This window comes from Eubacterium sp. 14-2 (genome assembly GCF_000403845.2).
Lineage (GTDB): Bacteria > Bacillota > Clostridia > Lachnospirales > Lachnospiraceae > Petralouisia.
In genome coordinates, this window is the sequence record NZ_KE159567.1 from 670,619 (window position 1) to 692,961 (window position 22,343).

Below are 22,343 nucleotides of genomic sequence, written 5' to 3' on the forward strand. Positions count from 1 at the left end.
ACTCACCAGGCGCCGGCCTCCTTCCGAAATGTGATACAAATCATATGGTACCGGCAGAGCACCTGTGATTTGTATGGAAACAAAAATGTACCCGAAGGGGATTTCAGATGAGCAGACAGGAGGTCGAACCATGAGAATCGGTGGGATGAACAACGGAGTAATGTCCCGGCCGGGACAGGCGGGACTGCAGCAGACAGATTCCGTAAGTAAAAATATTCAGAAACAGATTGCCGATAAGCAGAAAGAACTTCAGAACCTTTCTTCCAGACAGGAACTGGATATGGAAACAAAACGGAAGAAACGTCAGGAAATCATGCAGGAAATTCATGATTTGCAGAACCAGTTGAAACAGCATCAGGTGGAACTGCGCAGAGAAGCTGCCAGCAGGGCGGGAAATCAGGAGAAAGGGACGTCCATGGATGATATGTTGGGCAAAAACAGATCGGTATCCAAAGGAAAAGAGGGAAATTCCGGTTTGTCCCGGACCGGAATGAAAGCCATGATTTCTGCAGAGGCTGCTCTGGACCAGGCACAGTTACAGGGCGGTGTGGCGAAAGAGATGGAGAACAGAACCAGTATTCTGAAAACAGAGATCAGGCAGGATGCAGGCCGCGGTGATGTAACAGCCAAACAGGAAGAACTTGCAGAGCTGGAGCAGCGGGCGGAACATGCATCCTCAGTTCAGCTGGATACACTGGGAGAGGCGGACAGTGAAATACGGAATGCACAGGTTTCCCATGAGGCAGCAGAAAAAGCTGACGATAAAAAGACAGAAAAAGCTGACGATAAAAAGACAGAAAAAGAGGATAACAAAGCAGCCGGCTCACAGAAAAAAGAGGAAGAACAGAAAAGGGCTTCCATTGATATCCGGCTGTAAAACACAGAGCAGTAAAAAGAAGATTTTACAGATGAAGAATATGCAGATTCATGTCGGAAGGCATTCGGAAATATCCGAATGCCTTTTAAAGGCGCGGAAATCAGTTGCGGGAAAAAAAGAACTGTGTTATAATGTGGGCAGATAGTGTGCGGCCGGAGAGGACACAGAACGCTGTCACAGAGACTGAATACATAATATAAGGAAGATAATTACGCGAAGCATTAGGAAGAAGGAGTTGTTCTTATGAATTTACTGGATGAGTTAAGAGAATTGGGAGTAAGTGTGGATGAGGGCGTGAAACGTCTGGGAGGAAACGCCGCTATATATAAGAAAATGCTGGGCACATTTTTAAAAATGATGAAGACATATTCTTTTGAACCTGATTATGATAATGCTGCTTATGACGATATTACAGAGAAAGCCCATGCCATTAAAGGAGCAGCCGGAAATCTTTCCGTTACTCCTCTTTATGATGCCTATACAGAGATTGTAAATCTGCTGCGGGGCGGCCAGCCGGAAGAAGCGAGAGATATCCTTGTAAAAATTCTGCCTGTTCAGGAAAAGATTTTAAATGCTATAGAAAGTTCTGTGGAAAAGAAGTAGTATTGGGCTGGTAAGATGACGAAGGATTATAAAAAAATATTGATCATTGATGATTCTGAAGTGGATCGCGAAGTGCTGAAGAATATTCTGAGTGAGGAATTTTCCACCACGGAAGCAGAGAATGGTTCTGCAGGTGTAGAGAAAATTCTGAAAGAAGGAAACAGCCTGGACGCGATTCTTTTGGATGTATCTATGCCGGTAATGGATGGATTTGGGGTACTGAAACGCATGGAGGAGAACAGGCTTAATAATATTCCGGTTTTTCTGATTACGGCGGAAGCCACCAGAGAAAACGTGGCCAATGCTGCTCAGTATCATATTTCCGGGTTTATCCGTAAACCTTATGACCGGGCAGAAGTGCTGTGGCGTCTGGAAACCAAACTGGGAATGCTGGGCAGAAACAGTCTTACGGAAGAGGATATTCAGGAGACGATGAAATATATTGCAGATCTGGAGGGGATTTACCGGCGGTTTTTGAAAAATTTTGGGCTGGACTGCGGGCATTATGAACGCATGGCAGATTTGATGGAAATTCTGCTGTATGGGTATTTTAACGATCTGGACGAAACAGATCAGATTTATGTAAAACTGGTAAGCAGAGCAGCATTTTTCTGCGATATCGGCAATATGCTGCTCCCTAATAATTTTAAATTCAAATCTTCAAAACAGGATGAAATGAGTAATGATATATACGGCCATACAGGAGCCGGTTCCAGCATTATTCATCTGAATTATTCCAGACATTGTGAGTATTTTGTACATATATGCGGGGATATGTGCGCCCATCACCATGAGAGGTATGATGGAAACGGATTTCCCCATAAGGTTATGGGAAATCATAATACGGTTTTTACACAGATGTGCAGGCTGGTGGACGAGTTTGATAATATGTTTTACCGTTACCGCGAGCATAATAATATGCAGTTTGAATTTGTAAGAGGGGCTCTGATGCGCGATGTGGGTGCAATCAGACCGGAACTTCCGGGTTTGCTGGTAAAGTGTAAAAGGGAGATTGACAGGTACTATAACGCAGTGAATTAAATGTGTGCGGTGTGGAGGAATATATGGAAACGAACATTAAGAAATTTTTGAGAAACAGCTTTATCAGCGTAATCAGTATATGCGTCATAGTATTCATCGGGCTGGTTCTGATTATGGGGAAAAGAACCTCAGACACTATTGACGAGATCAGCGAGATTTATCTTTCAGAGATGAATATTCAGCTCCAGCAGAAATTCAGTACGGTGATTGAGCTGCGCCTGGACCAGATAGAAGGAATTGTCAGACGTACCCCGCCGGAATCTGCGGTGTACGGCGAGGAAATGCTGCAAGACATTGCTTTTAGCGGGGAAGTGAGAGAGTTTGATTTTCTTGCTCTGTGTTCAGAGGATGGTAAAATGGAAAACATTTACGGTCATGAAATGGATGTTTATGACCCGGAAAGCATTCTGAGTTCTCTGGACAGTGATGGAAATATTGTGGCAATGGGAATCAACGGGGCAGGAGAGAGGATGCTTATTCTGGGGAAAGAAGCGGCATATCCCATGGAAAATGGTGAAGAAAGCGCTGCCTTGCTGGCAGGGGTTCCCATGGACTATCTGAAGGAAGCGTTGTTCCTGGATTCAGGTGAGACTCTTATTTATTCCCATATCATTGATGCAGAAGGGAATTTTGTAATTCGAAGCGGAAATGCATACCGGGAAAGTTACTTTGACCGTATTATCTCGGAAGTGCAGGATAACCGGAGAGGCGGGGCGGAGACGTATGTGCAGGAGCTTCAGTCTGCCATTGAAAAGGGAGAGGCCTATTCCAAGCTGGTTTCCATTAATGGGGAAAAGAGATATACATACTGCACGCCAATCGCGGAAAATGTGGACTGGTATCTGGTTACTGTTATGAACAGCGAAGCCATGGATACGCCCATCAGCAGCCTGGACGTACAGCGGATAATTATTATGATTGCTTCTTCTATTATGATTCTGGTTGCAATGTCAGTGATGTTTATCAAATACTTTAAATTTTCCATCAAACAGATGGAAGAACTGAACAGGGCCAGAAATAAGGCGATTCAGTCCGATAAAGCCAAGAGTGAATTCCTTTCCAGTATGAGCCATGATATCCGCACGCCCATGAATGCTATTATCGGTATGACGGAGATAGCGCTGAAAAATATCAGAGACCCCGAACGTGTGGTGGACTGCCTGAACAAAGTGAAGCTGTCAAGCAAGCATTTGCTGGGGCTGATCAATGATGTTCTGGATATGTCGAAGATTGAAAGCGGAAAGATGACGCTGAATATGAACCAGATGTCTCTGCGGGAGGCAATGGATGATATTGTAAATATTATGCAGCCTCAGGTGAAATCCAAAAATCAGTATTTTGATATTTTCATACAGTCCATACAGACAGAGAATGTGCTCTGCGATTCCGTGCGTCTGAACCAGGTACTTTTGAATCTTTTGTCCAATGCCACAAAATTCACACCGGAAGAAGGGCGGATTGACGTACACCTTTATCAGGAAGAATCTCCTCAGGGAGAGGAATATGTGCGTACGCATTTTATTGTAGAGGATACGGGAATTGGAATGTCAGAAGAATTCCAGCGGAAAATTTTTGACAGTTTTGAGCGGGAAAATTCCGACCAGGTGGCAAAGATAATGGGAACCGGTCTGGGAATGTCCATTACGAAAGCCATTGTGGATCTTATGAAAGGTACCATTGAGCTGAAGAGCGAACAGAACAAAGGAAGCAGATTCCATATTGTACTTGATTTAAAGAAGTCAGAAATTGATGAAAAAGACATGGTACTTCCCCACTGGGATGTGCTGGTGGTGGATGACAATGAGCAGCTGTGTACCAGTGCAGTTGCCAATTTGCAGGAGCTGGGGGTTCATACGGAGTGGTCTCTGGACGGGCGGCAGGCAATCCGCATGATTGAAGACCGCCATCTTCAGAACAATGATTACGATTTTGTTCTGGTAGACTGGAAGATGCCTCATATGAACGGAATTGAGGTAATCCGGGAAATGCGTAATGTTACCCAGGGCAAGAAAGTGCCTGCGTTCCTGATTTCCGCCTATGACTGGAGCGAGCTGGAGGAAGATGTGGAAGAATCCGAAATCGAAGGATTTATTTCCAAGCCTCTGTTTAAATCCACCCTGTATCTGTATCTGCGGAAATACATGGAAGGTATCACCTACGAAGAAGATGAGGAAGAAGAAATTGACTTCGAAGGAAAGCACATTCTTCTGGCGGAAGATATTGATGTAAACTGGGAATTCATCAGTGAGATTCTGGGCTCAGTGGGACTGGTTCTGGAGCGGGCAATCAACGGTAAGGAGTGTCTTGAGAAATTTGACGCGTCGGAAATCGGTTTTTACGATGCAATTCTGATGGATATTCGTATGCCGGTAATGAATGGCTACGATGCCACTGTGGCAATCCGTAAGCTGGAGCGTTCCGACAACGGACTGCCCATTATCGCCATGACAGCAGATGCGTTTTCCGATGACGCTCAGCACTGTCTTGAGGTTGGTATGGATGCCCATATTGCAAAACCCATTGATTTGAAAGAATGTATGCGTACCTTACAGAAATACCTGGGACAGGGTGAATCAGAATAAAAAGAAAGACGGGGCTGCCGCATCGGGCAGCCCTGTTTTAAAGTCCGGGTGCATGGCGTCAGGAACTTCCGCCAGACAAAAGACCGGAAAATCTATCATTTCCGGCAGGGCAGAAATATTCAGAACAGTACAGATGGGAGGAAACCGATGGAATGTCTGACCACAAAACATTATAAATATATGGATTTGGAAAAACGTTATCATATGATTTATCCGGAAAGCTCCAATGCCACCTATACGAGTCTTCTGAATTATTCCGATGACCTTAATAAGCCTTTTCAGCGGTGGTACCGCTATAAAGAAGGATTTTCCACAGAAATGGTGGAGCAGCTGATACGAGAATATTCCATACATAAAAAAGGTGTGATTCTGGACCCCTTTTCCGGAAGCGGAAGTACGCTGCTGGCTGCAGCCCATATGGGATATCAGGGGGTTGGATTTGAGGTAAATCCTTTTTCCTGCTTTCTGTCCCGCTGTAAGCTGGAATCCTGCTCAGGGGAAGAACGGGAGCAGTTTCGGGAAGCGTATGAGCGGATTCTGGAACAGGCGTCAGAGACAGAACAGGAATATGTGCTGCCGGGACTTTCTATCAGCCATAAAGTGTTTGAAAAACAGGTGGAAGCATATTTCATGAGGGCAGGGCAGCTGATGGAAACGGATCTGAATCTGACAGAAAAAGTGCGGAATCTGCTGAAGCTGGGCTGGCTGTCCTGTCTGGAGCCTCTGTCCCATTACAGAAAGGCCGGGAACGGACTGAAAATAAAAAAATATGTAAAGCCCAGGGTGGTGACTCCGGAGGATGCCCGTAACATGCTGCTGGAGGAATATCGGAACATATATGCGGATCTGCAGGAGCACAGCCAGCAGGGAAAGACAAAACTGTATCAGGATTCCTGCCTGAATATGAACCGGTATCTGGAAGAAAAGAGTGTGGAGGGCATTATATTTTCGCCTCCCTATGCCAATTGTTTTGACTACACGGAAATTTATAAGCTGGAGCTGTGGTTCGGAAAGTTTGTGTCGGATTACGGAGATTTAAAGAGACTGAGAAACCAGTCCCTGCATTCACACCTTAATGGAGATCTGAGTCCGGAACCGGAGCCGGAAAGCGAGATTCTGGAAGAACTGCTGGAAGAACTGAAAGACAGAAAGCTGTGGGACAAAAAAATCCCCAGAATGCTGCGCCTTTACTACCGGGATATGTTTCAGGTTCTGCGGGAAAGCTGCCGGGTGCTGGATAAGGATGGTTTCTGCTGCATTGTGGTGGGAAATTCCGCCTATGGCGGCGTGGTATTTCCGGCAGACCTGATACTGGCCGAATATGGTGAGCGAACCGGGTTTGCTGTGGACAAAATAGAGGTGGACCGATATATTATCACCAGTTCCCAGCAGTATGAAAAGACGAAAGAAACGGGAAAATATTTAAGGGAGAGTGTGGTATGTCTGAGAAAGAACAAATAGTGGAGGTAGAAACTCTGCCCGATGAAATCATACAGGGAGCCACATATTTTATCCGGCAGTCCAGTCCCAATTCCTACACCCATGGCATGTTTAAATATCCCTGTAAATTTATACCGGAAATTCCCGGATGGGGAATCCGTACCTGCACCCGGAGCAGAGAAGAACTTGTGTTCGACCCTTTTTCCGGGAGCGGGACAACGTTGCTGGAAGCAAACCTGCAGGGATTTCACGCCTGCGGGACAGAGATAGACGACATTGCGAAACTGATTATCAGAGTTAAGACCACCCGGCTGAAAGAAGAACAGATGAAACTGCTGGATGAAGAATTTCAGCGGATTCTGGAATTGTCTTTCAGAGGAAAAGGCCAGTGTTACCGGCCTGAAATTGACAATCTGGAACACTGGTTTTCTCCGGAAGCTATCGGGGACCTTGGACGGATACGGGTCTGTGTGGAGGAAATCCGGGACCAGGAAGTGAGAGATTTTTTCCGCCTCTGTATGGCCTCCATCATAAAAAGAGTTTCCAATGCAGACGATACATCTCCCAAGCCCTATGTTTCCGGTAAAATAAAAAAAGTGCCGCCGCCAGTGGAACGGGAGTTCGTTTCCGTATTTCACAGATATCAGCAGATGGTCCGGGAGCTTTCGTTGGTGGAACATCTGGGAAGCACGGAAATTCTTGCGGGGGACGCACTGAATTTTTCCGCTCCGGGAAGAATCAGCCTGGCAGTCACTTCACCGCCTTATATCAATGCTTTTGACTATGGCAGAACCATGCGTCTGGAAAATCTGTGGCTGGGCACGCTGACAGAAACATCTCTGCGGGAAAAGAAAAAGCAGTATGTGGGAACTGAAAAAATTGATGCCAGGGAAGAAGACCGGAGACTGGATATTCTGGAAAAAAGCAGTCTGTTAAAAGAATACTACGAAAAAATCGCTGTGCAGGACCGGAAACGCGCTTTAATCGTAAAAAAGTTTTTTGAGGATATGGAGACGAACCTGAAAACAGTCCGCGGCCAGATGGAGCCAGGCGGACGTTATATGATTGTTATCGGCAACAGCGTCATTCGGAAAGTAACGGTGGAAAGCTGGCGGGTTCTGGAAGAAATTGCCTGCACGCTGGGGTTTTGCACCTGGCGGCAGTTTGGCTATGTCATCCAGAATCCCTATATCAGAATCCCCAGAAAAGGGATGGGCGGAAAAATCAGCAGGGATTATGTGCTGGTACTGGAATGTGTGTAAAGAGGAAGTGTGTCTTATGATGGAGCGTGTGTTATGACAGAGCGGAATATGGAAGCAGAAAATATTGAAAAAAGCATTCGGAAGAAGTTTCACAAAGAACTGTTTTCGCCTTTTGCCAGGGCAGTCAGGGACTATCAGCTGATACAGGAAGGAGATAAAATCGCAGTCTGTATTTCCGGCGGAAAGGATTCCATGCTGATGGCAAAACTGTTTCAGGAATTACAGAAACACCGGAAAGTGGCGTTTGAGCTTAAGTTTCTCGTGATGGATCCAGGATACCTGGAGGCTAACCGGAAAATGATTGAGGAGAATGGGGCCCGGATGGACCTTCCCCTTACTCTGTTTGAATCAGATATTTTTGAGTCAGTGTATGAAATTGAGAAATCTCCCTGTTATCTCTGTGCCCGGATGCGCAGAGGACATCTCTATCATCAGGCCAGAGAGCTGGGCTGCAATAAAATTGCGCTGGGCCATCATTACGATGACGTAATCGAGACAATTCTGATGGGGATGCTCTATGGCGGACAGATACAGACCATGATGCCCAAACTGCACAGTACGAATTTTCCGGGAATGGAATTGATTCGTCCCATGTATTATATTCGAGAAGACGCTGTCCGGCGCTGGCGGGATTATAACGGGCTGAAATTTCTGCAGTGTGCCTGCCGGTTCACAGAAAGCTGCGCTTCTGAAGGGCCGGATAAGGAATCGGCTTCCAAACGGAAAGAGGTTAAAAAACTGATTGAGGAGTTAAAGAAAACAAATCCTTTTGTGGAAGCAAATATTTTCCGGAGCGTGGAAAATGTGAATCTGAGTACGGTTATTGCCTACAAAGAACAGGGAGTAAAACATCATTTTCTGGAAACTTATGACAGATGAGAGCGGATCTGGAAAAATTACGTTGACTTACCGGAAAAAAGAGTGTATAGTATCCGTAAAGCAATAACCTACTAATCACATAGGAAAAAGAGGAAAAGGAGAATGTCATGAGCATAACATCATACCGAGACAGAAATTTAAAATTTGAAACCCTGCAGCTTCATGCAGGGCAGGAGCAGCCGGATCCGGCTACTGACGCAAGAGCAGTGCCCATTTATGCCACGTCTTCCTATGTATTTCAGGATTCCGACCATGCAGCGGCGCGGTTTTCTCTGGAAGAAGGGGGAAATATTTACGGAAGGCTTACCAATCCCACACAGGATATTTTTGAACAGCGGATGGCAGCTCTGGAGGGAGGCGTTGGAGCTTTGGCTGTGGCTTCCGGTGCTGCGGCAGTTACCTGTACCATTCAGAATCTGGCCAGAGCCGGGGAGCACATTGTAGCGGCCGGTAATATTTACGGAGGAAGTTATAATCTTTTGAAGCATACTCTGCCGGAATATGGAATCACCGCAACTTTTGTGGAGCCTTCCCGCGTGGAGCATTTTGCTCAGGCCATTCAGGAAAATACCAGAGCTGTTTTTATTGAAACCCTGGGCAACCCCCTTTCGGAAGTGGCGGATATTCAGGCCATTGCAGAGATTGCCCATGCACATAAAATTCCGCTGGTGGTGGATAATACCTTTGCAACGCCTTATCTGGTAAAGCCCATGGAATATGGCGCGGATATTGTGGTACATTCCGCCACAAAGTTTATCGGAGGCCATGGAACTGTCATTGGCGGCGTCATTATAGACAGTGGAAAATTTGACTGGAAAGATTCCGGGAAATTCCCAGGGCTGGCAAAGCCTAATGAAAGTTATCACGGCGCAGTATTCACTGAAATGGCAGGATCTGCAGCCTTCATTGCAAAAGTCCGGGCTGTTTTTCTGCGGGATACCGGGGCAACCCTTTCTCCTTTCCATGCCTTTCTGTTTTTGCAGGGACTGGAAACACTGTCTCTGCGGGTGGAGCGCCATGTGGAAAATGCATTGAAGGTGGTGGAATACCTGAGCAGCCATCCTCAGGTGGAACAGGTACATCATCCGTCCCTTTCAGAAGATGGCAGACAGCAGGCGCTGTACCGGAAATATTTCCCCCATGGCGGCGGCTCCATTTTCACCTTTGAAATCAAAGGAGATGACCGGACAGCCAAAGATTTTATTGACAGTCTGGAACTGTTTTCTCTGCTGGCAAATGTGGCGGATGTGAAATCTCTTGCCATCCATCCCGCTTCCACCACCCATTCCCAGCTGAATGATGCGGAGTTAAAGGAGCAGGGGATTTGCAGGAATACCATCCGTCTGTCCATCGGCACCGAACATATTGACGATATTATTGAGGACCTGGAACAGGCGTTTCAGGCAGTGAGCTCTGAAAGGAGGCAGAAACATGTCGAATATTTATCAGGGAGTCCTGAATCTGACAGGAAACACTCCCCTTGTGGAAGTAACTAACATAGAAAGAAATTATGGGCTGAAAGCAAAAGTCCTGGTGAAATTAGAGTATTTTAATCCTGCGGGAAGTGTAAAAGACCGTGTTGCCAGAGCCATGATTGAGGATGCGGAAGCAAAAGGAAAACTGAAAAAAGGGTCTGTGATTATTGAGCCCACTTCCGGAAATACAGGAATCGGCCTTGCGGCCATTGCAGCTGCCAAAGGTTACCAGGTGATCCTTACCATGCCGGAAACCATGAGCCAGGAGCGCAGGAATATATTAAAAGCATACGGAGCAGAACTGGTGCTGACAGAGGGAGCAAAAGGGATGAAGGGTGCCATTGACAGAGCAGAAGCGCTTGTGAAGGAAATTCCCAACAGCTTTCTGCCTGGACAGTTTGAAAATCCTGCAAATCCGGAAGTCCACAGGAAGACCACAGGACCGGAAATCTGGAGGGATACCGACGGAACGGTGGACATTTTTGTGGCAGGGGTTGGAACTGGCGGTACCATTACCGGTGTGGGAGAATACCTGAAGGCTCAGAATCCCCGGATAAAGGTAGTGGCGGTGGAACCTTCCGATTCTCCGGTGCTGTCAGAGGGAAGGAGCGGCCCCCATAAAATTCAGGGAATTGGCGCAGGGTTTGTGCCGGCCGCACTGAATACTGAGATATATGACGAAATTATTCAGGCAGACAGTGAGGATGCCTTTGCAGCGGCCAGAGAGCTTGCCAGAACAGAAGGAGTCCTGGCGGGAATTTCTTCCGGCGCCGCTTTACACGTGGCTCTGGAACTGGCAAATCGTCCGGAGCAGGAAGGAAAGACCATTGTGGCTCTGCTGCCGGACAGCGGAGACCGGTATTATTCTACCCCCCTGTTTACAGAATAAAAGGCAGCATTCCGGCTTTCTGCAAAGACGGAATGCTGCCTTTACAATGATTTTGGTAAAATCCCAATTCGCGTTTCTCAAATGTTTGCCATACCCTTCTTTTTTTGCAGTATAATAAGTCATAAATCTGCGGGCCTGTTTCAGCAGGGCCCGTGTGATTTATAATTTACAGTTTTACAAAAGAAAAAAGGGGCGGTTCGGTACAGCCCGGAATCGTCCCGGAAGAGCAATGGAGGGGTGATATGTTCCGGTATTTACTGCTGCTGGAGACAGACGAGGAACGGGAATTTTTTAAATTTATTTATCAGGAGTACCGGCAGGAAATGTTCTGTGTTGCCCGCGCAATCCTGAAAAATGAGGCAGATGCGGAAGACATGGTTCATGAAACCTTCCTGATTCTGACTGACCATCTGAATAAGATTATAAACAGTGAATCCTATAAGGTTCGGGATTACATTATAACTACGGTCAGACATCGGTGCTTTAATCTGTACCGAAAGAGAAAGATACAGGAATGCAGCGGACTGGAAGAATGGGAGCCGGGAGAAATTCTGGAAAAAGGGCCGGATACGATTCTGGAAGAGACCGAATTGAAGGAAGCAGTGACCGGTCTGCTGAAAGAGCTGAAATCTCCTTATGGAGAAGTGCTGACTCTGCAGTATTACCATGAGATGAGCTTTCAGGAAATTGCAGAAGAAATGGATACCACGCCGGATAATGTCCGGCATATTTCCATGCGGGCCAGGAAAAAGCTGCAGAGTATCCTGGAAGAACGGGGCCTCTGGAATGAAAAAGAGGGTTTTTGCCCCTGAAAGAAGGAACAGAAAGCATGTGTGCCGAACTGCGGCAGCATGCTTTCTGTTTTTTCTCTTACAGGAAATTCCGTTGGATTTCCTGTAAGAGAAAATAATTATCGCTCTGCGGCGGAAAAGAAATATGTCGCTAAAGCGACCCGCCGCAGGCGGAGAATGCGCATGGCGCATTCTTTTTTTCTTACAGGAAAGACAGAATGATATAAATTGACGTTCCTGATAAAACTGACTATAATAATTACAATAGCAAATCGGAAGTAAAGGAGATAAAAAAACATGAGGAAGATAAGTTTATTTATTGCAATGAGCCTTGATGGATATATTGCAGATAATATGGGCAGTGTTGACTGGCTGAACGGGCAGGGCAATGATGATAAGAATATTGATACCTTTTCTGAATTTTCCAAAACCATTGACACGGTCTTAATGGGGTGGAATACTTATCATCAAATCGTTACTGAACTTTCCCCAAAAGAGTGGGTATATAACGAATTTACAACTTATGTCATCACGCATAACGAACATACTTCCTCTGAAAAAATTCGATTTGTAAACGTAGATCCTGCTGATTTGGTGAAAAGATTAAAAGAGGAAAATGGAAAAGATATATGGATATGTGGCGGAGCTAATCTTGTCGGGCAGTTAGTAAGTGAAGATTTGATTGATTATTATCATATCACTGTAATTCCGACACTTTTAGGTTCTGGCATACGGCTTTTTGAAAATGGAAGGTATGAGATTAAATTAAAATTGCTTCATACACAGTCTTATAATGGTATGACAGAGTTAATTTATACACGAAGATAAACGGGAATTGTCAGGAGGCAATAAAATGATTGTTTTGATTACAGGAGCTTCCCATACAGGTAAAACATTACTGGCACAAAAACTTCTTGAAAAGTATAAATATCCGTATCTGTCCATTGACCTGCTGAAAATGGGATTAATACGAAGTAAAAATACGGATTTAACACCTGAAGAAGATGATGAGCTTACAGACTATTTGTGGCCCATTATTCGTGAAATTATAAAGACGACCATTGAAAACAGGCAAAATCTTGTGGTTGAGGGCTGTTATATTCCGCCTGACTGGAACAAAGATTTTTCAGAAGAATATCTGAAAGATATCCAATATTATTGTCTTGTAATGAGCAGAGAATATATAGAGAAACATTTTTCAGATATAAAACAATATGCCAGTGAAATCGAACAACGCATGGATGATTCCTGGTGTACTATGACATCAGTTCTTGAGGATAATGCCCGCTGTCTTGAAATGTGTAAAAAATATGGCTGTAATTATATATTGATTGATGAATGCTACCGGACAGATATTGATTTGGAAAAGGGAAATGGATATTGGAGGAAACAGATATGAACGAACAGCAAAAAGCAGCAACAGAAGTAATGGAAGAATGGCTTTCCCATCCCGATGAACTTGGGAAAAAGCCTGCGAAACTGGAGATTGCAGGAGAATTTGACCTGCATGATCTGCACTACTATATTTTCAAATTTAAAAAATCAAAGATGGGTTCCTGGAAAGTGGCAGTCTGCGGAGGGTATGACGGAGAAGGGCTGGGCCACTGCGGCCACATTTACAGTGAAATGGAGAATTATGACCCTGCCACTGCAGAGGAAAAATGCGTAGCCATGGTAGAAGCAATCCGTCTGTACTGGATGGAGCGGGCGAAAGAGGAAGAAAATCAGGGCACAGAGCACATGAGCGGATCATTTGTGGGATTTGTCCTGCTGTCTGCGCCGGAATTTGATGTGGAAAATTTCCGTGCAGTTTTAAAAGAGGACTGGGAAATTGAATGCCCAAAAGAGCCGGAGCATCCGGAAAACAAACAGGATGCCATTGTTTTTGAAGTGAATAACATGACGGTCACAGTGGGACTGATGGATATGCCAGTTCCCGATGGTGAGGCAGAGTATTGGGCCAACAGTAATTTTATGACCAGAGAAAAGTCTGTTGCTGCAGCCAAAAATCACAAAGCCCATTTACTGGTGGCTGTACTGGGTGGAGATTCGGCGCCGCTGGAGGCAGGAAAGCTCTTTGTTAAAATTGTATGCGCCTGTCTGAAAGGACCCGGCGCCCTTGGAATTTATGACTGCGGAACCGTGTGGCTGCCGGAGCATTTTATTCAGATGGCCATGGTGATGAAAGAAGGGGCGCTGCCTCTGGGGAATCTGGTGTTTGTGGGACTGTATCAGGATGAAAAGGGCGTCAGCAGCTGGACCAATGGGCTGAACTCCTTTGGCAAAGACGAGCTGGAAGTGATTGAAAGCAGCCAGCCGGCGTCTGAAGTTTACGACTTAATGCTGGGCATCTCCGCCTATGTTCTGGAGGAAGGGGCCGTTCTGCGGGACGGGGAGACCATTGGATTTTCTCCGGAGCAGAAGCTGTTTCTGACACGCTCAGAAGGGGTTTACGGGGAGGGACAGACCATAAAAATCAGATTTTGATATCAGGGAAACCAGATAGAAAATATAAGTTTGCGTACTGAATTGTCACAGGGATGTGAAAGCAGCAGTGCTTGTGGCAGGATTTGACTGTTCTGCCGATTTATTTGAGCAGCAGTGCGAAACCATGGGGGCCCGGTCATCAGACTGTTTATACCTTATGTTGTTTTATACGAGCGGCTGAAATTCGGAAAGTATGCCGCTTACAGTGCACTGGATGGATTTGCGGAGTCGGATGCAGGTATTATGGTGATTCACAGCAAAGATGATACAATGGTTCTTCCGGAGAACGGGTATGAAAAATTTTATGATACCTATGGGGATGACTCCCGGTTTTGTTTTATCGAATATGAGGACAGAGGGCACGACAGCGTATATTATTCCGACGGGCGCGTCGTTATAAGGAACAGTCAGACCGGGATTACAGGGCTTATGTGGAAGAATGCGGCGGTGAATACAATGCGGAACGTAAGGCGGAATTTATGGAAAAATATCTCGATAAAAGCAAATGCTATGAGTTTGATTTTGAGTTAATGCAGCAGATTTTGGATTTTTATGACAGGTACTGTAAAGGTGACTGAGAAATTTTCACCTGTTTTACCGTACAGCAATGAAAACATCTGAGGGAAAAAGACATGGATTACAGCCATATCATTGGAAAAACAGTAAAAGGAACCATTGACAGGCCTCTGGGGTCATCGCATCCCAGGTATCCGGAGATGATTTATCCTGTCAATTATGGATATGTGGATGGCATATTCGCCCCTGACGGAGCAGAGCAGGACGTGTATGTGTTTGGAACAGAGGAACCTCTGGCGTATTTTGAAGGTAAAGTGACAGCAGTATGGCATCGTCTGGATGATGTGGAAGACAAATGGATTGTGTCCCTGGACGGAGCAGAGATTGAGGATGAAAAAATCATGGAGGGAATCCGGTTTCAGGAGCAGTTTTTTCATGGAAAATTATACAGATGACAGGAAATAAAATCAGACAGACCATGAGAAAATGAATTGCAGCGGTCTGTAGAAGGGCCATAAAGGAGAAAGAAATGAAAAGAATGTTAATAACCGGAGCTTCCGGTTTTCTGGGAAGCAGAATCGCGGAATTTTACGCACCGGAATATGAAATATATGCGCCGGCCCATGGGGAACTGGATATTACGGATGGAATAAGGGTCAGGCGCATGTTTGAAGCACAAAAGCCGGATATTGTGATTCACTGTGCGGCTGTTTCAGATGTGGGCCGGTGTGAAAAAGAACCGGAACGTTCCTGGAAAATAAATGTGGGCGGAAGCGTCAGCCTGGCAAAGGCAGCCGGGGAAATACAGGCAAAATGTATTTTCTGCAGCTCGGATCAGGTGTATTTCGGCAGCAGCCTGTCCGGGCCCCATCGGGAGGAAGAAGAACTTTCGCCCGGCAATTTATACGGACAGGAGAAATTAAAGGCAGAACAGGAATGTCTCTCAGCCAATCCGGACTGTGTGCTGCTGCGGTTATCCTGGATGTATGATGTAAAAACAAAAAGAGAAGGGGAACACAGTGATTTTTTCAGGACGCTGATGTCTCAGCTGAAAAATGGGACGGACATAAAATTACCTGTGTTTGACAGAAGAGGTATTACAGACGTTGGAGAGGTACTGCAGAATCTGGAAAAGACTTTTTCTATTCCGGGAGGAGTTTATAATTTCGGTTCGCCAAACAGAGAAGATACTTATACAACTGTACGGGAAGTTTTTACGCAGGCAGGGCTGGAAATATCCACCTTACAGAAAAATAGAGAAGCCTTTGGCGAAAATCCCAGAAATCTTACCATGTGTCAGGAAAAATTAAATGATTTCGGCATATTTTTTTCTTCCACAGTGGATGGTCTGGTCAGATGTTTCGGCAGTATGGATAAGATCTGATATTGTCCGGAAATATTCTGATATTTTCTTCCTTTGATGATAAAATAGAAAATTTTCCTGAAAAGGCAGTGAATAATGGTGGAATAGCACTATATTTCCATAATGACAGAGGAAATAAACAGGAAAAATATACAAATAATAGCTAAATTCATTGACTTATATTGGGAAATCTGTATAATAGAGGTATCAACAGGAAGTGAATGTGGAAGGTGGAATTATATGAAAGAAAATATGGAAGTAAAGAAACAGAAGACAAAAGGATTCAAGAGCCTGACAGTTATGCTGGTTTCCATTATCTGTATTATGGTGTCTGTTCCGACAATCGGGCTGGCCTGTCTGGGCGTTTATTATCTGAGGCAGTCCATGGAAGAATCTGTGGAGTTGTATGAAGAATCTATGACAGACGGTTATTCAATGGAAATCAAATCTCAGGTACAGGGAGCGCTGGCTCTGATTCAGCGCTACTATGACAGGTTTAAAAGTGGTGAGATGCCGGAGGAAGAGGCGCAGCAGAGAGCGAAGGACGCAGTGCGTTCCATGCGTTACCGGGATGACGGATCCGGTTATATCTGGATTGACGGAGAGGATTATGTGCTGGTTGAGCATCCGATTCTGACAGACCAGGAAGGCACCAACAGAAAAGATTTAACAGATCAGAACGGTGTGAAAGTAACCCAGAATGTGGTAGCTGCGGCACAGGCCGGAGGCGGTTACAATGAATTTTATTTTACCAAGGCGGACGGGGTTACCGTTGCGCCCAAGATTGCCTATTCCGAAATGTTTGAACCCTGGGGCTGGGCTGTGGCAACCGGAAATTATGTGGATGAGATGAATGAAAAGATTGACAGCCAGAAAAACAATATTCATAAGGAATTCTCTGAGATGCTTATGATTTATGGAGTGGCCGCTGTCATTATGCTGATTATAGCGGTGGTAATTTCCACAGTGGGAGGTCTGCGGATTACCAAAGGTATCAAGCTGATGGAAGCCCATCTTCGCCAGGCAGCAGTAGGAGATCTGAGTTTTACCGTCAGTCCTGCATTGCTGGAACGAAGCGATGAGATTGGAGAAATGGCACGTTCGCTGGATAATGTGAGGGAGTCACTGGCCAGCATGATCGGCAGTGTTCTTCACACAGGAGAATCCCTGAACCAGAGCAGTGAGAAGTTCAGTGAGAAGTTCGGCTATATTCTGGCAAGTATCCGGGATACCAATCAGGCTATTGAAGATCTGGCGCAGGGAGCCACCAGCCAGGCCAACGAGACAGAGACGGTAAATGAAAAAATCGGAGAACTGGGAGATGTCATTGAAGTGGAAAAGAGCGGTGTGCATAAGCTGGAAGAAGCAGTTTCAGCCATGGCAACCTATTCTGCGGGGGCTTCCGAGAGTATTCAGGAACTGGATCAGATTACCAGGCTGACCATAGAAACCATTGATGTGGTATCAGAACAGACCAATAAGAATAATGATTCCGCCGCCAATATCAATAAAACCATCGAGATCATTAAAGGGCTGGCAGCCCAGACCAACCTGCTTTCCCTGAATGCCAGCATAGAGGCAGCCAGAGCCGGAGAAGCCGGAAGAGGATTTGCTGTTGTGGCAGAAGAAATCAGGAATCTTTCTGAAGAGTCCTCCGGAAATGCGCAGGAAATTGAAGAAATTGTAAAAGAACTGGTACATAATGTGGAGATTTCCGTAAATAAGATGCAGGAAGTTACGGACAACGTACAGAAACAGCAGAAGTGTTTGCAGAAGACCAGAGCAGCATTTCAGCATTTGAAAGAAGAAGTTGCCATGGTAGAGGAAGTTACAGGAGAAATCGGCGGACAGACAGAGATTCTGAATTCCCTGAAACAGATTGTTACGGATTCTGCCAACAGTCTGGCAAGTGTGGTAGAGGAAAGCGCAGCCTCCACCCAGCAGACCAGCGCCAGCATGACCCTTCTGTCCCAGACCATTGATGAGTGTACGGAAGATACCAGAGGGCTGGTAGAGCTGAGCCGCAGGCAGAATGACCAGGCAAATAAATTTAAACTGTAACGGGTTTGCCTGCATGGTATTGTCTGAACTGCTAAGCCGGTTTTAAATTTCTATTAAAATTTCTCTTGCAAAACAGAATAATCTGTGCTAATATAACCGATAACTGAAAAACACTGATAACGGAAAGCGTTGAAGGAGACTCTTGTTTTCAGAGGCCGACAGGAATATGGCGTCACCGACTGAGAGCGCTGTTTGGAAGAGAAGACAAAGGGAACACTCCGGAGCAGACTGGTTAAGCAGCTGTGGGAGGAGTATCCATGGCGGGCAGGCCAGTACGTTGTGCGCGTTAAGCATAAGAGCGGAGAGACGATATCCCTGATTTATACAGCAGGATGCGGTCTTTCAATGCGGGTGGTACCGCGGATTTCTTTCAAAAGATTCGCCCCGGAATACGGAAGTATTCCGGGGATTTTTTGTTATAGGAAATACATTGTCAAGCTAACGCGTGAAAGTATTTTTCTATAAGAAAAAACAATTATGCACGCTCGCACAATATGACTTTCTTTGTGCCAAAGACGCCAGGAATGGAGGGAATTATGAGCAGGATTTACAGAGACATAACATTAAACAGGGTAAGTGAAGCAGAGATTGGAAAGACCATCCGGGCAGCCGGGTGGGTGGAAAACATCCGGGACCATGGCGGCGTTTCTTTTATAGATCTGAGAGATATGTATGCTGTGATGCAGGTGGTAATCCGGGATGGGAAGCTGTTAGAGGGAATCCGCAGAGAACAGGCGGTATCCATTCAGGGTGTGATAGAACAGCGGGATGAAGACACTTACAACCCGAAGATTCCCACAGGGACCATAGAGCTGGAGGCAAAAGAAATTCAGATTCTGGGAGATGTATACGCACCCCTGCCTTTTGAGGTGATGACCAGCAGAGAGGTTCGGGAAGATGTGCGGTTAAAATACCGCTACCTGGATTTGAGGAACCAGAAAGTAAAGGAGAACATTATGTTCCGCTCCAGTGTCATTGCTTATCTGCGGGAGAAAATGACAGAGATGGGATTTCTGGAAATTCAGACCCCGATTCTCTGTGCATCTTCCCCGGAAGGAGCCAGAGATTATATTGTTCCCTCCAGAAAATACAAAGGGAAATTTTATGCGCTGCCTCAGGCGCCCCAGCAGTACAAACAGCTTCTGATGGTATCCGGTTTTGACAGATATTTTCAGATAGCTCCGTGTTTTCGGGATGAGGACGCCAGGGCAGACCGTTCGCCGGGAGAATTTTACCAGCTTGATTTTGAAATGAGTTTTGCCGACCAGGAGGACGTCTTTCGGGTGGGGGAAGAAGTATTGTCTGCAGTTTTTGAGAAATTTGCACCGGAAGGAAGCGTGGTCACAAAGGCGCCCTATCCCGTGTACAGTTATAAACAGGCAATGCTGGAATTTGGAACAGACAAGCCTGATTTACGGAACCCTTTGCGTATCACAGATCTGACAGAATTTTTTCAGAAATGTACGTTTCAGCCATTTCTTGGAAAAACCGTGCGGGCCATCCGGGTTCACGGGAAAATGTCCAGAAGTTTTCATGCAAAATTACTGAAATTTGCTACCGGAATCGGCATGGGAGGACTGGGTTATCTGGAAGTGGAAGAAGACGGAAGCTTTAAGGGGCCAATCGACAAATTTATACCGGATGAACGGAAAGAGGAATTCCGCAGCCTTGGAAAACTGGAAACAGGAGATACCATATTTTTTATGGCCGACCGGGAAGAACGGGCAGCTTATTTTGCAGGGATGATACGCACAGAACTGGGAGAAAAGCTGGATTTATTGGAAAAAGATGCATTTCGCTTCTGTTACATTAACGATTTTCCCATGTTTGAGCGGGATCCCAGGACAAAGGGACTGACCTTTACCCACAACCCTTTTTCCATGCCTCAGGGCGGGCTGGAAGCGCTTAAAACCATGGATCCTCTGGATATTCTGGCATATCAGTACGATATCGTATGCAACGGGGTAGAGCTTTCCTCCGGCGCAGTCCGCAACCATGATTTGCAGGTTATGGTGAAAGTCTTTGAAATTGCAGGATATGATGAGGAAACGCTGAAAAACAGATTTGGAGCTCTTTATCATGCATTTCAGTTCGGGGCGCCGCCCCACGCAGGCATGGCGCCGGGAATTGACCGTATGCTGATGCTGCTGCGGGGAGAAGAAAACATCCGTGAAGTAATTGCTTATCCCATGAGCGCAAACGCCCAGGATTTCATGTGCGGCGCCCCTGGTCAGGTAACAGAGCAGCAGCTTCGGGAAGTGCATATCAGAGTCAGAGATTAGGAGGGAAACAGGAGTGGAAAAGACAGAAAAGACACAGGGCAGGAATGTGATTTCAGAGGAAACCATAGAATATCTGGGAATTCTGGCAAAGCTGGAACTGACTTCAGAGGAAAAAGAAAGAGCCGGAAAGGATATGGAGGAAATGCTGGATTATATTGATAAACTCAACGAACTGGATACTTCCGGCGTGGAGCCCATGGCCCATATATTTCCTGTGAACAATGTGTTCCGGGAAGATGTGGTGACAAACGGGGACGACCGTGAAAACATGCTGAAAAATGCTCCGGAAGTCCGGGATGGAAGTTATCAGGTGCCGAAAACAGTGGAATGAGAGAGGGAAAGCCCATGTCATTGAAAGAAATCAGACAATTTACCGCAGTACAGCTTGCGGAAAAAATAAAACACAGGGAAATCAGTGTAACAGAAGGGGTTCAGGCGTCACTGGAGCAAATCCGTGACGCAGAGCCGGAGATACACAGTTATGTGACAGTAGAGGAAGAGGGAGCCCTGCAGCAGGCGGCAGAGATTCAGAAAAAACTGGACAGGGGAGAACTGGACAGCATTCTGGCCGGAGTTCCCATGGCAGTCAAAGACAATCTCTGCACCGAAGGGCTGCGGACCACATGCAGCTCCCGAATCCTTGAAAATTTTGTGCCGACTTACACAGCAGAAGCAGTGCTGAACCTGCAGAAAGCAGGAGCGGTGATTCTCGGAAAAACAAATATGGATGAATTTGCCATGGGAAGCACCACGGAAACCTCAGCCTTTGGGATTACCCGTAATCCCTGGAACCGGGACCATGTGCCAGGGGGGTCTTCCGGCGGCAGCTGTGCGGCAGTGGCAGCTCAGGAATGCTTTTATGCGCTGGGCTCTGATACGGGCGGATCCATCCGCCAGCCCGGTGCGTTCTGCGGTGTGACAGGGATAAAACCCACGTATGGAACGGTTTCCCGGTACGGGCTGATTGCTTATGGTTCCTCCCTGGATCAGATCGGGCCCATAGCAAAAGATGTGACGGACTGTGCGGCTATTCTGGAAATGGCTGCTTCCTGGGATAAAAAAGATTCTACCTCCCTGAATCGGAAGGATACCGATTTTACTTCCGGCCTGAAAAATGGCGTCAAAGGAATGAAAATCGGAATTCCGGGAGATTATCTGGGGGAGGGGCTGAACGGGGAAATCCGGGAAGCTGTACTTGCAGCGGCAAAAGAACTGGAAAAACAGGGGGCTCTTGTGGAAGAATTTGATTTAAGCCTTGTGGAATATGCTATCCCGGCCTACTATGTCATTGCCTGTGCCGAGGCCAGCTCCAATCTGGCCCGGTTTGACGGAGTGAAATACGGATACCGCAGCAGAGAATACGAAGGGCTTCATCAGATGTACAGAAAATCCCGCTCCGAAGGCTTTGGGGCGGAAGTGAAACGGAGGATTATGCTGGGCTCCTTTGTACTGAGTTCCGGTTATTATGACGCTTATTATCTGAAAGCGCTGCGCACCAAAGCATTGATAAAACAGGCTTTTGACCAGGCCTTTGAAAAATATGATGTTATTCTTGGGCCAACAACTCCTTCCACCGCACCGGAAATCGGAAAGAGCCTGTGCGACCCGTTAAAAATGTATCTGGGAGATATTTATACCGTTTCTGCAAATCTGGCCGGACTGCCTGCCATGACAGTGCCCTGCGGGCTGGACAAAAAGGGACTGCCCATGGGCCTGCAGTTCATGGGCGGCTGTTTTCAGGAAAAAAAGATATTGCAGGCCGCTTATGCATTTGAGCAGAACAGGAGGTGAGAAC

At 46.1% G+C, this 22,343-nt stretch carries 19 protein-coding genes and 1 pseudogene; all 20 read left to right on the forward strand.

The genetic code is table 11. The features are described from left to right. Positions 1-130 precede the first annotated feature (130 nt). Positions 131-877: a FlxA-like family protein gene (locus C805_RS10305; protein ID WP_016213763.1), complete on the forward strand. Its 747-nt coding sequence runs from the start codon at positions 131-133 to the stop codon at positions 875-877. Positions 878-1,120: 243 nt separating this feature from the next. Further along, complete coding sequence (locus C805_RS10310; RefSeq protein WP_016213764.1) at positions 1,121-1,480, forward strand: Hpt domain-containing protein; 360 nt, start codon at positions 1,121-1,123, stop codon at positions 1,478-1,480. A 15-nt stretch (positions 1,481-1,495) separates the two neighbouring features. Then, positions 1,496-2,521 (forward strand): response regulator, encoded by a 1,026-nt coding sequence (locus C805_RS10315; RefSeq protein WP_016213765.1) that lies wholly within the window; start codon positions 1,496-1,498, stop codon positions 2,519-2,521. 23 nt (positions 2,522-2,544) lie between these two features. Then, positions 2,545-5,103, forward strand: coding sequence for an ATP-binding response regulator (locus C805_RS10320; RefSeq protein ID WP_016213766.1), 2,559 nt, complete (start codon positions 2,545-2,547; stop codon positions 5,101-5,103). 48 nt (positions 5,104-5,151) lie between these two features. Then, positions 5,152-6,564: a DNA methyltransferase gene (locus tag C805_RS10325; RefSeq protein ID WP_371197589.1), complete on the forward strand. Its 1,413-nt coding sequence runs from the start codon at positions 5,152-5,154 to the stop codon at positions 6,562-6,564. After that, a complete protein-coding gene (locus C805_RS10330) occupies positions 6,543-7,805 on the forward strand; it encodes a DNA methyltransferase (protein ID WP_016213768.1) in 1,263 nt (420 codons plus the stop codon). The genes C805_RS10325 and C805_RS10330 overlap by 22 nt, the downstream gene beginning before the upstream one ends. Positions 7,806-7,859: 54 nt before the next feature. Next, positions 7,860-8,684, forward strand: a pseudogene (locus C805_RS10335) (tRNA 2-thiocytidine biosynthesis TtcA family protein); the annotation flags it as partial. A 107-nt stretch (positions 8,685-8,791) separates the two neighbouring features. Then, on the forward strand, positions 8,792-10,180 hold the full coding sequence (locus C805_RS10340) for an O-acetylhomoserine aminocarboxypropyltransferase/cysteine synthase family protein (protein ID WP_016213770.1): 1,389 nt from the start codon (positions 8,792-8,794) through the stop codon (positions 10,178-10,180). Next, the gene (cysK, locus tag C805_RS10345; protein WP_022750943.1) at positions 10,116-11,048 is read left to right on the forward strand and encodes a cysteine synthase A; all 933 of its coding nucleotides are present in this window, start codon (positions 10,116-10,118) and stop codon (positions 11,046-11,048) included. The genes C805_RS10340 and cysK overlap by 65 nt, the downstream gene beginning before the upstream one ends. A gap of 242 nt (positions 11,049-11,290) precedes the next feature. After that, entirely contained in the window at positions 11,291-11,860 is a 570-nt protein-coding gene (locus tag C805_RS10350) for an RNA polymerase sigma factor (RefSeq protein WP_016213772.1), read from the forward strand. Between the two features lie 276 nt (positions 11,861-12,136). Continuing rightward, complete coding sequence (locus C805_RS10355; RefSeq protein ID WP_016213773.1) at positions 12,137-12,667, forward strand: dihydrofolate reductase family protein; 531 nt, start codon at positions 12,137-12,139, stop codon at positions 12,665-12,667. A 25-nt stretch (positions 12,668-12,692) separates the two neighbouring features. Continuing rightward, positions 12,693-13,238, forward strand: coding sequence for a P-loop NTPase family protein (locus C805_RS10360; RefSeq protein ID WP_016213774.1), 546 nt, complete (start codon positions 12,693-12,695; stop codon positions 13,236-13,238). Further along, positions 13,235-14,326, forward strand: coding sequence for a DUF4261 domain-containing protein (locus tag C805_RS10365; protein ID WP_016213775.1), 1,092 nt, complete (start codon positions 13,235-13,237; stop codon positions 14,324-14,326). Before C805_RS10360 ends, C805_RS10365 begins: the two co-directional genes overlap by 4 nt. A 114-nt stretch (positions 14,327-14,440) precedes the next feature. Then, positions 14,441-14,857 (forward strand): alpha/beta hydrolase, encoded by a 417-nt coding sequence (locus C805_RS10370; protein ID WP_016213776.1) that lies wholly within the window; start codon positions 14,441-14,443, stop codon positions 14,855-14,857. A 101-nt stretch (positions 14,858-14,958) separates the two neighbouring features. Continuing rightward, positions 14,959-15,297, forward strand: a complete 339-nt coding sequence (locus C805_RS10375) for a hypothetical protein (RefSeq protein ID WP_016213777.1) — start codon at positions 14,959-14,961, stop codon at positions 15,295-15,297. A 74-nt stretch (positions 15,298-15,371) separates the two neighbouring features. After that, positions 15,372-16,226, forward strand: a complete 855-nt coding sequence (locus C805_RS10380) for an SDR family oxidoreductase (RefSeq protein ID WP_016213778.1) — start codon at positions 15,372-15,374, stop codon at positions 16,224-16,226. 219 nt (positions 16,227-16,445) lie between these two features. Next, positions 16,446-18,266, forward strand: a complete 1,821-nt coding sequence (locus C805_RS10385; protein WP_016213779.1) for a methyl-accepting chemotaxis protein — start codon at positions 16,446-16,448, stop codon at positions 18,264-18,266. Positions 18,267-18,802: 536 nt separating this feature from the next. Then, positions 18,803-20,548 (forward strand): aspartate--tRNA ligase, encoded by a 1,746-nt coding sequence (gene aspS / locus C805_RS10390; protein ID WP_016213780.1) that lies wholly within the window; start codon positions 18,803-18,805, stop codon positions 20,546-20,548. A 13-nt stretch (positions 20,549-20,561) separates the two neighbouring features. Further along, a complete protein-coding gene (gene gatC, locus C805_RS10395; protein WP_016213781.1) occupies positions 20,562-20,879 on the forward strand; it encodes an Asp-tRNA(Asn)/Glu-tRNA(Gln) amidotransferase subunit GatC in 318 nt (105 codons plus the stop codon). Between the two features lie 14 nt (positions 20,880-20,893). Further along, positions 20,894-22,339: an Asp-tRNA(Asn)/Glu-tRNA(Gln) amidotransferase subunit GatA gene (gatA, locus tag C805_RS10400; protein WP_016213782.1), complete on the forward strand. Its 1,446-nt coding sequence runs from the start codon at positions 20,894-20,896 to the stop codon at positions 22,337-22,339. The last annotated feature ends 4 nt before the right edge of the window (positions 22,340-22,343 follow it).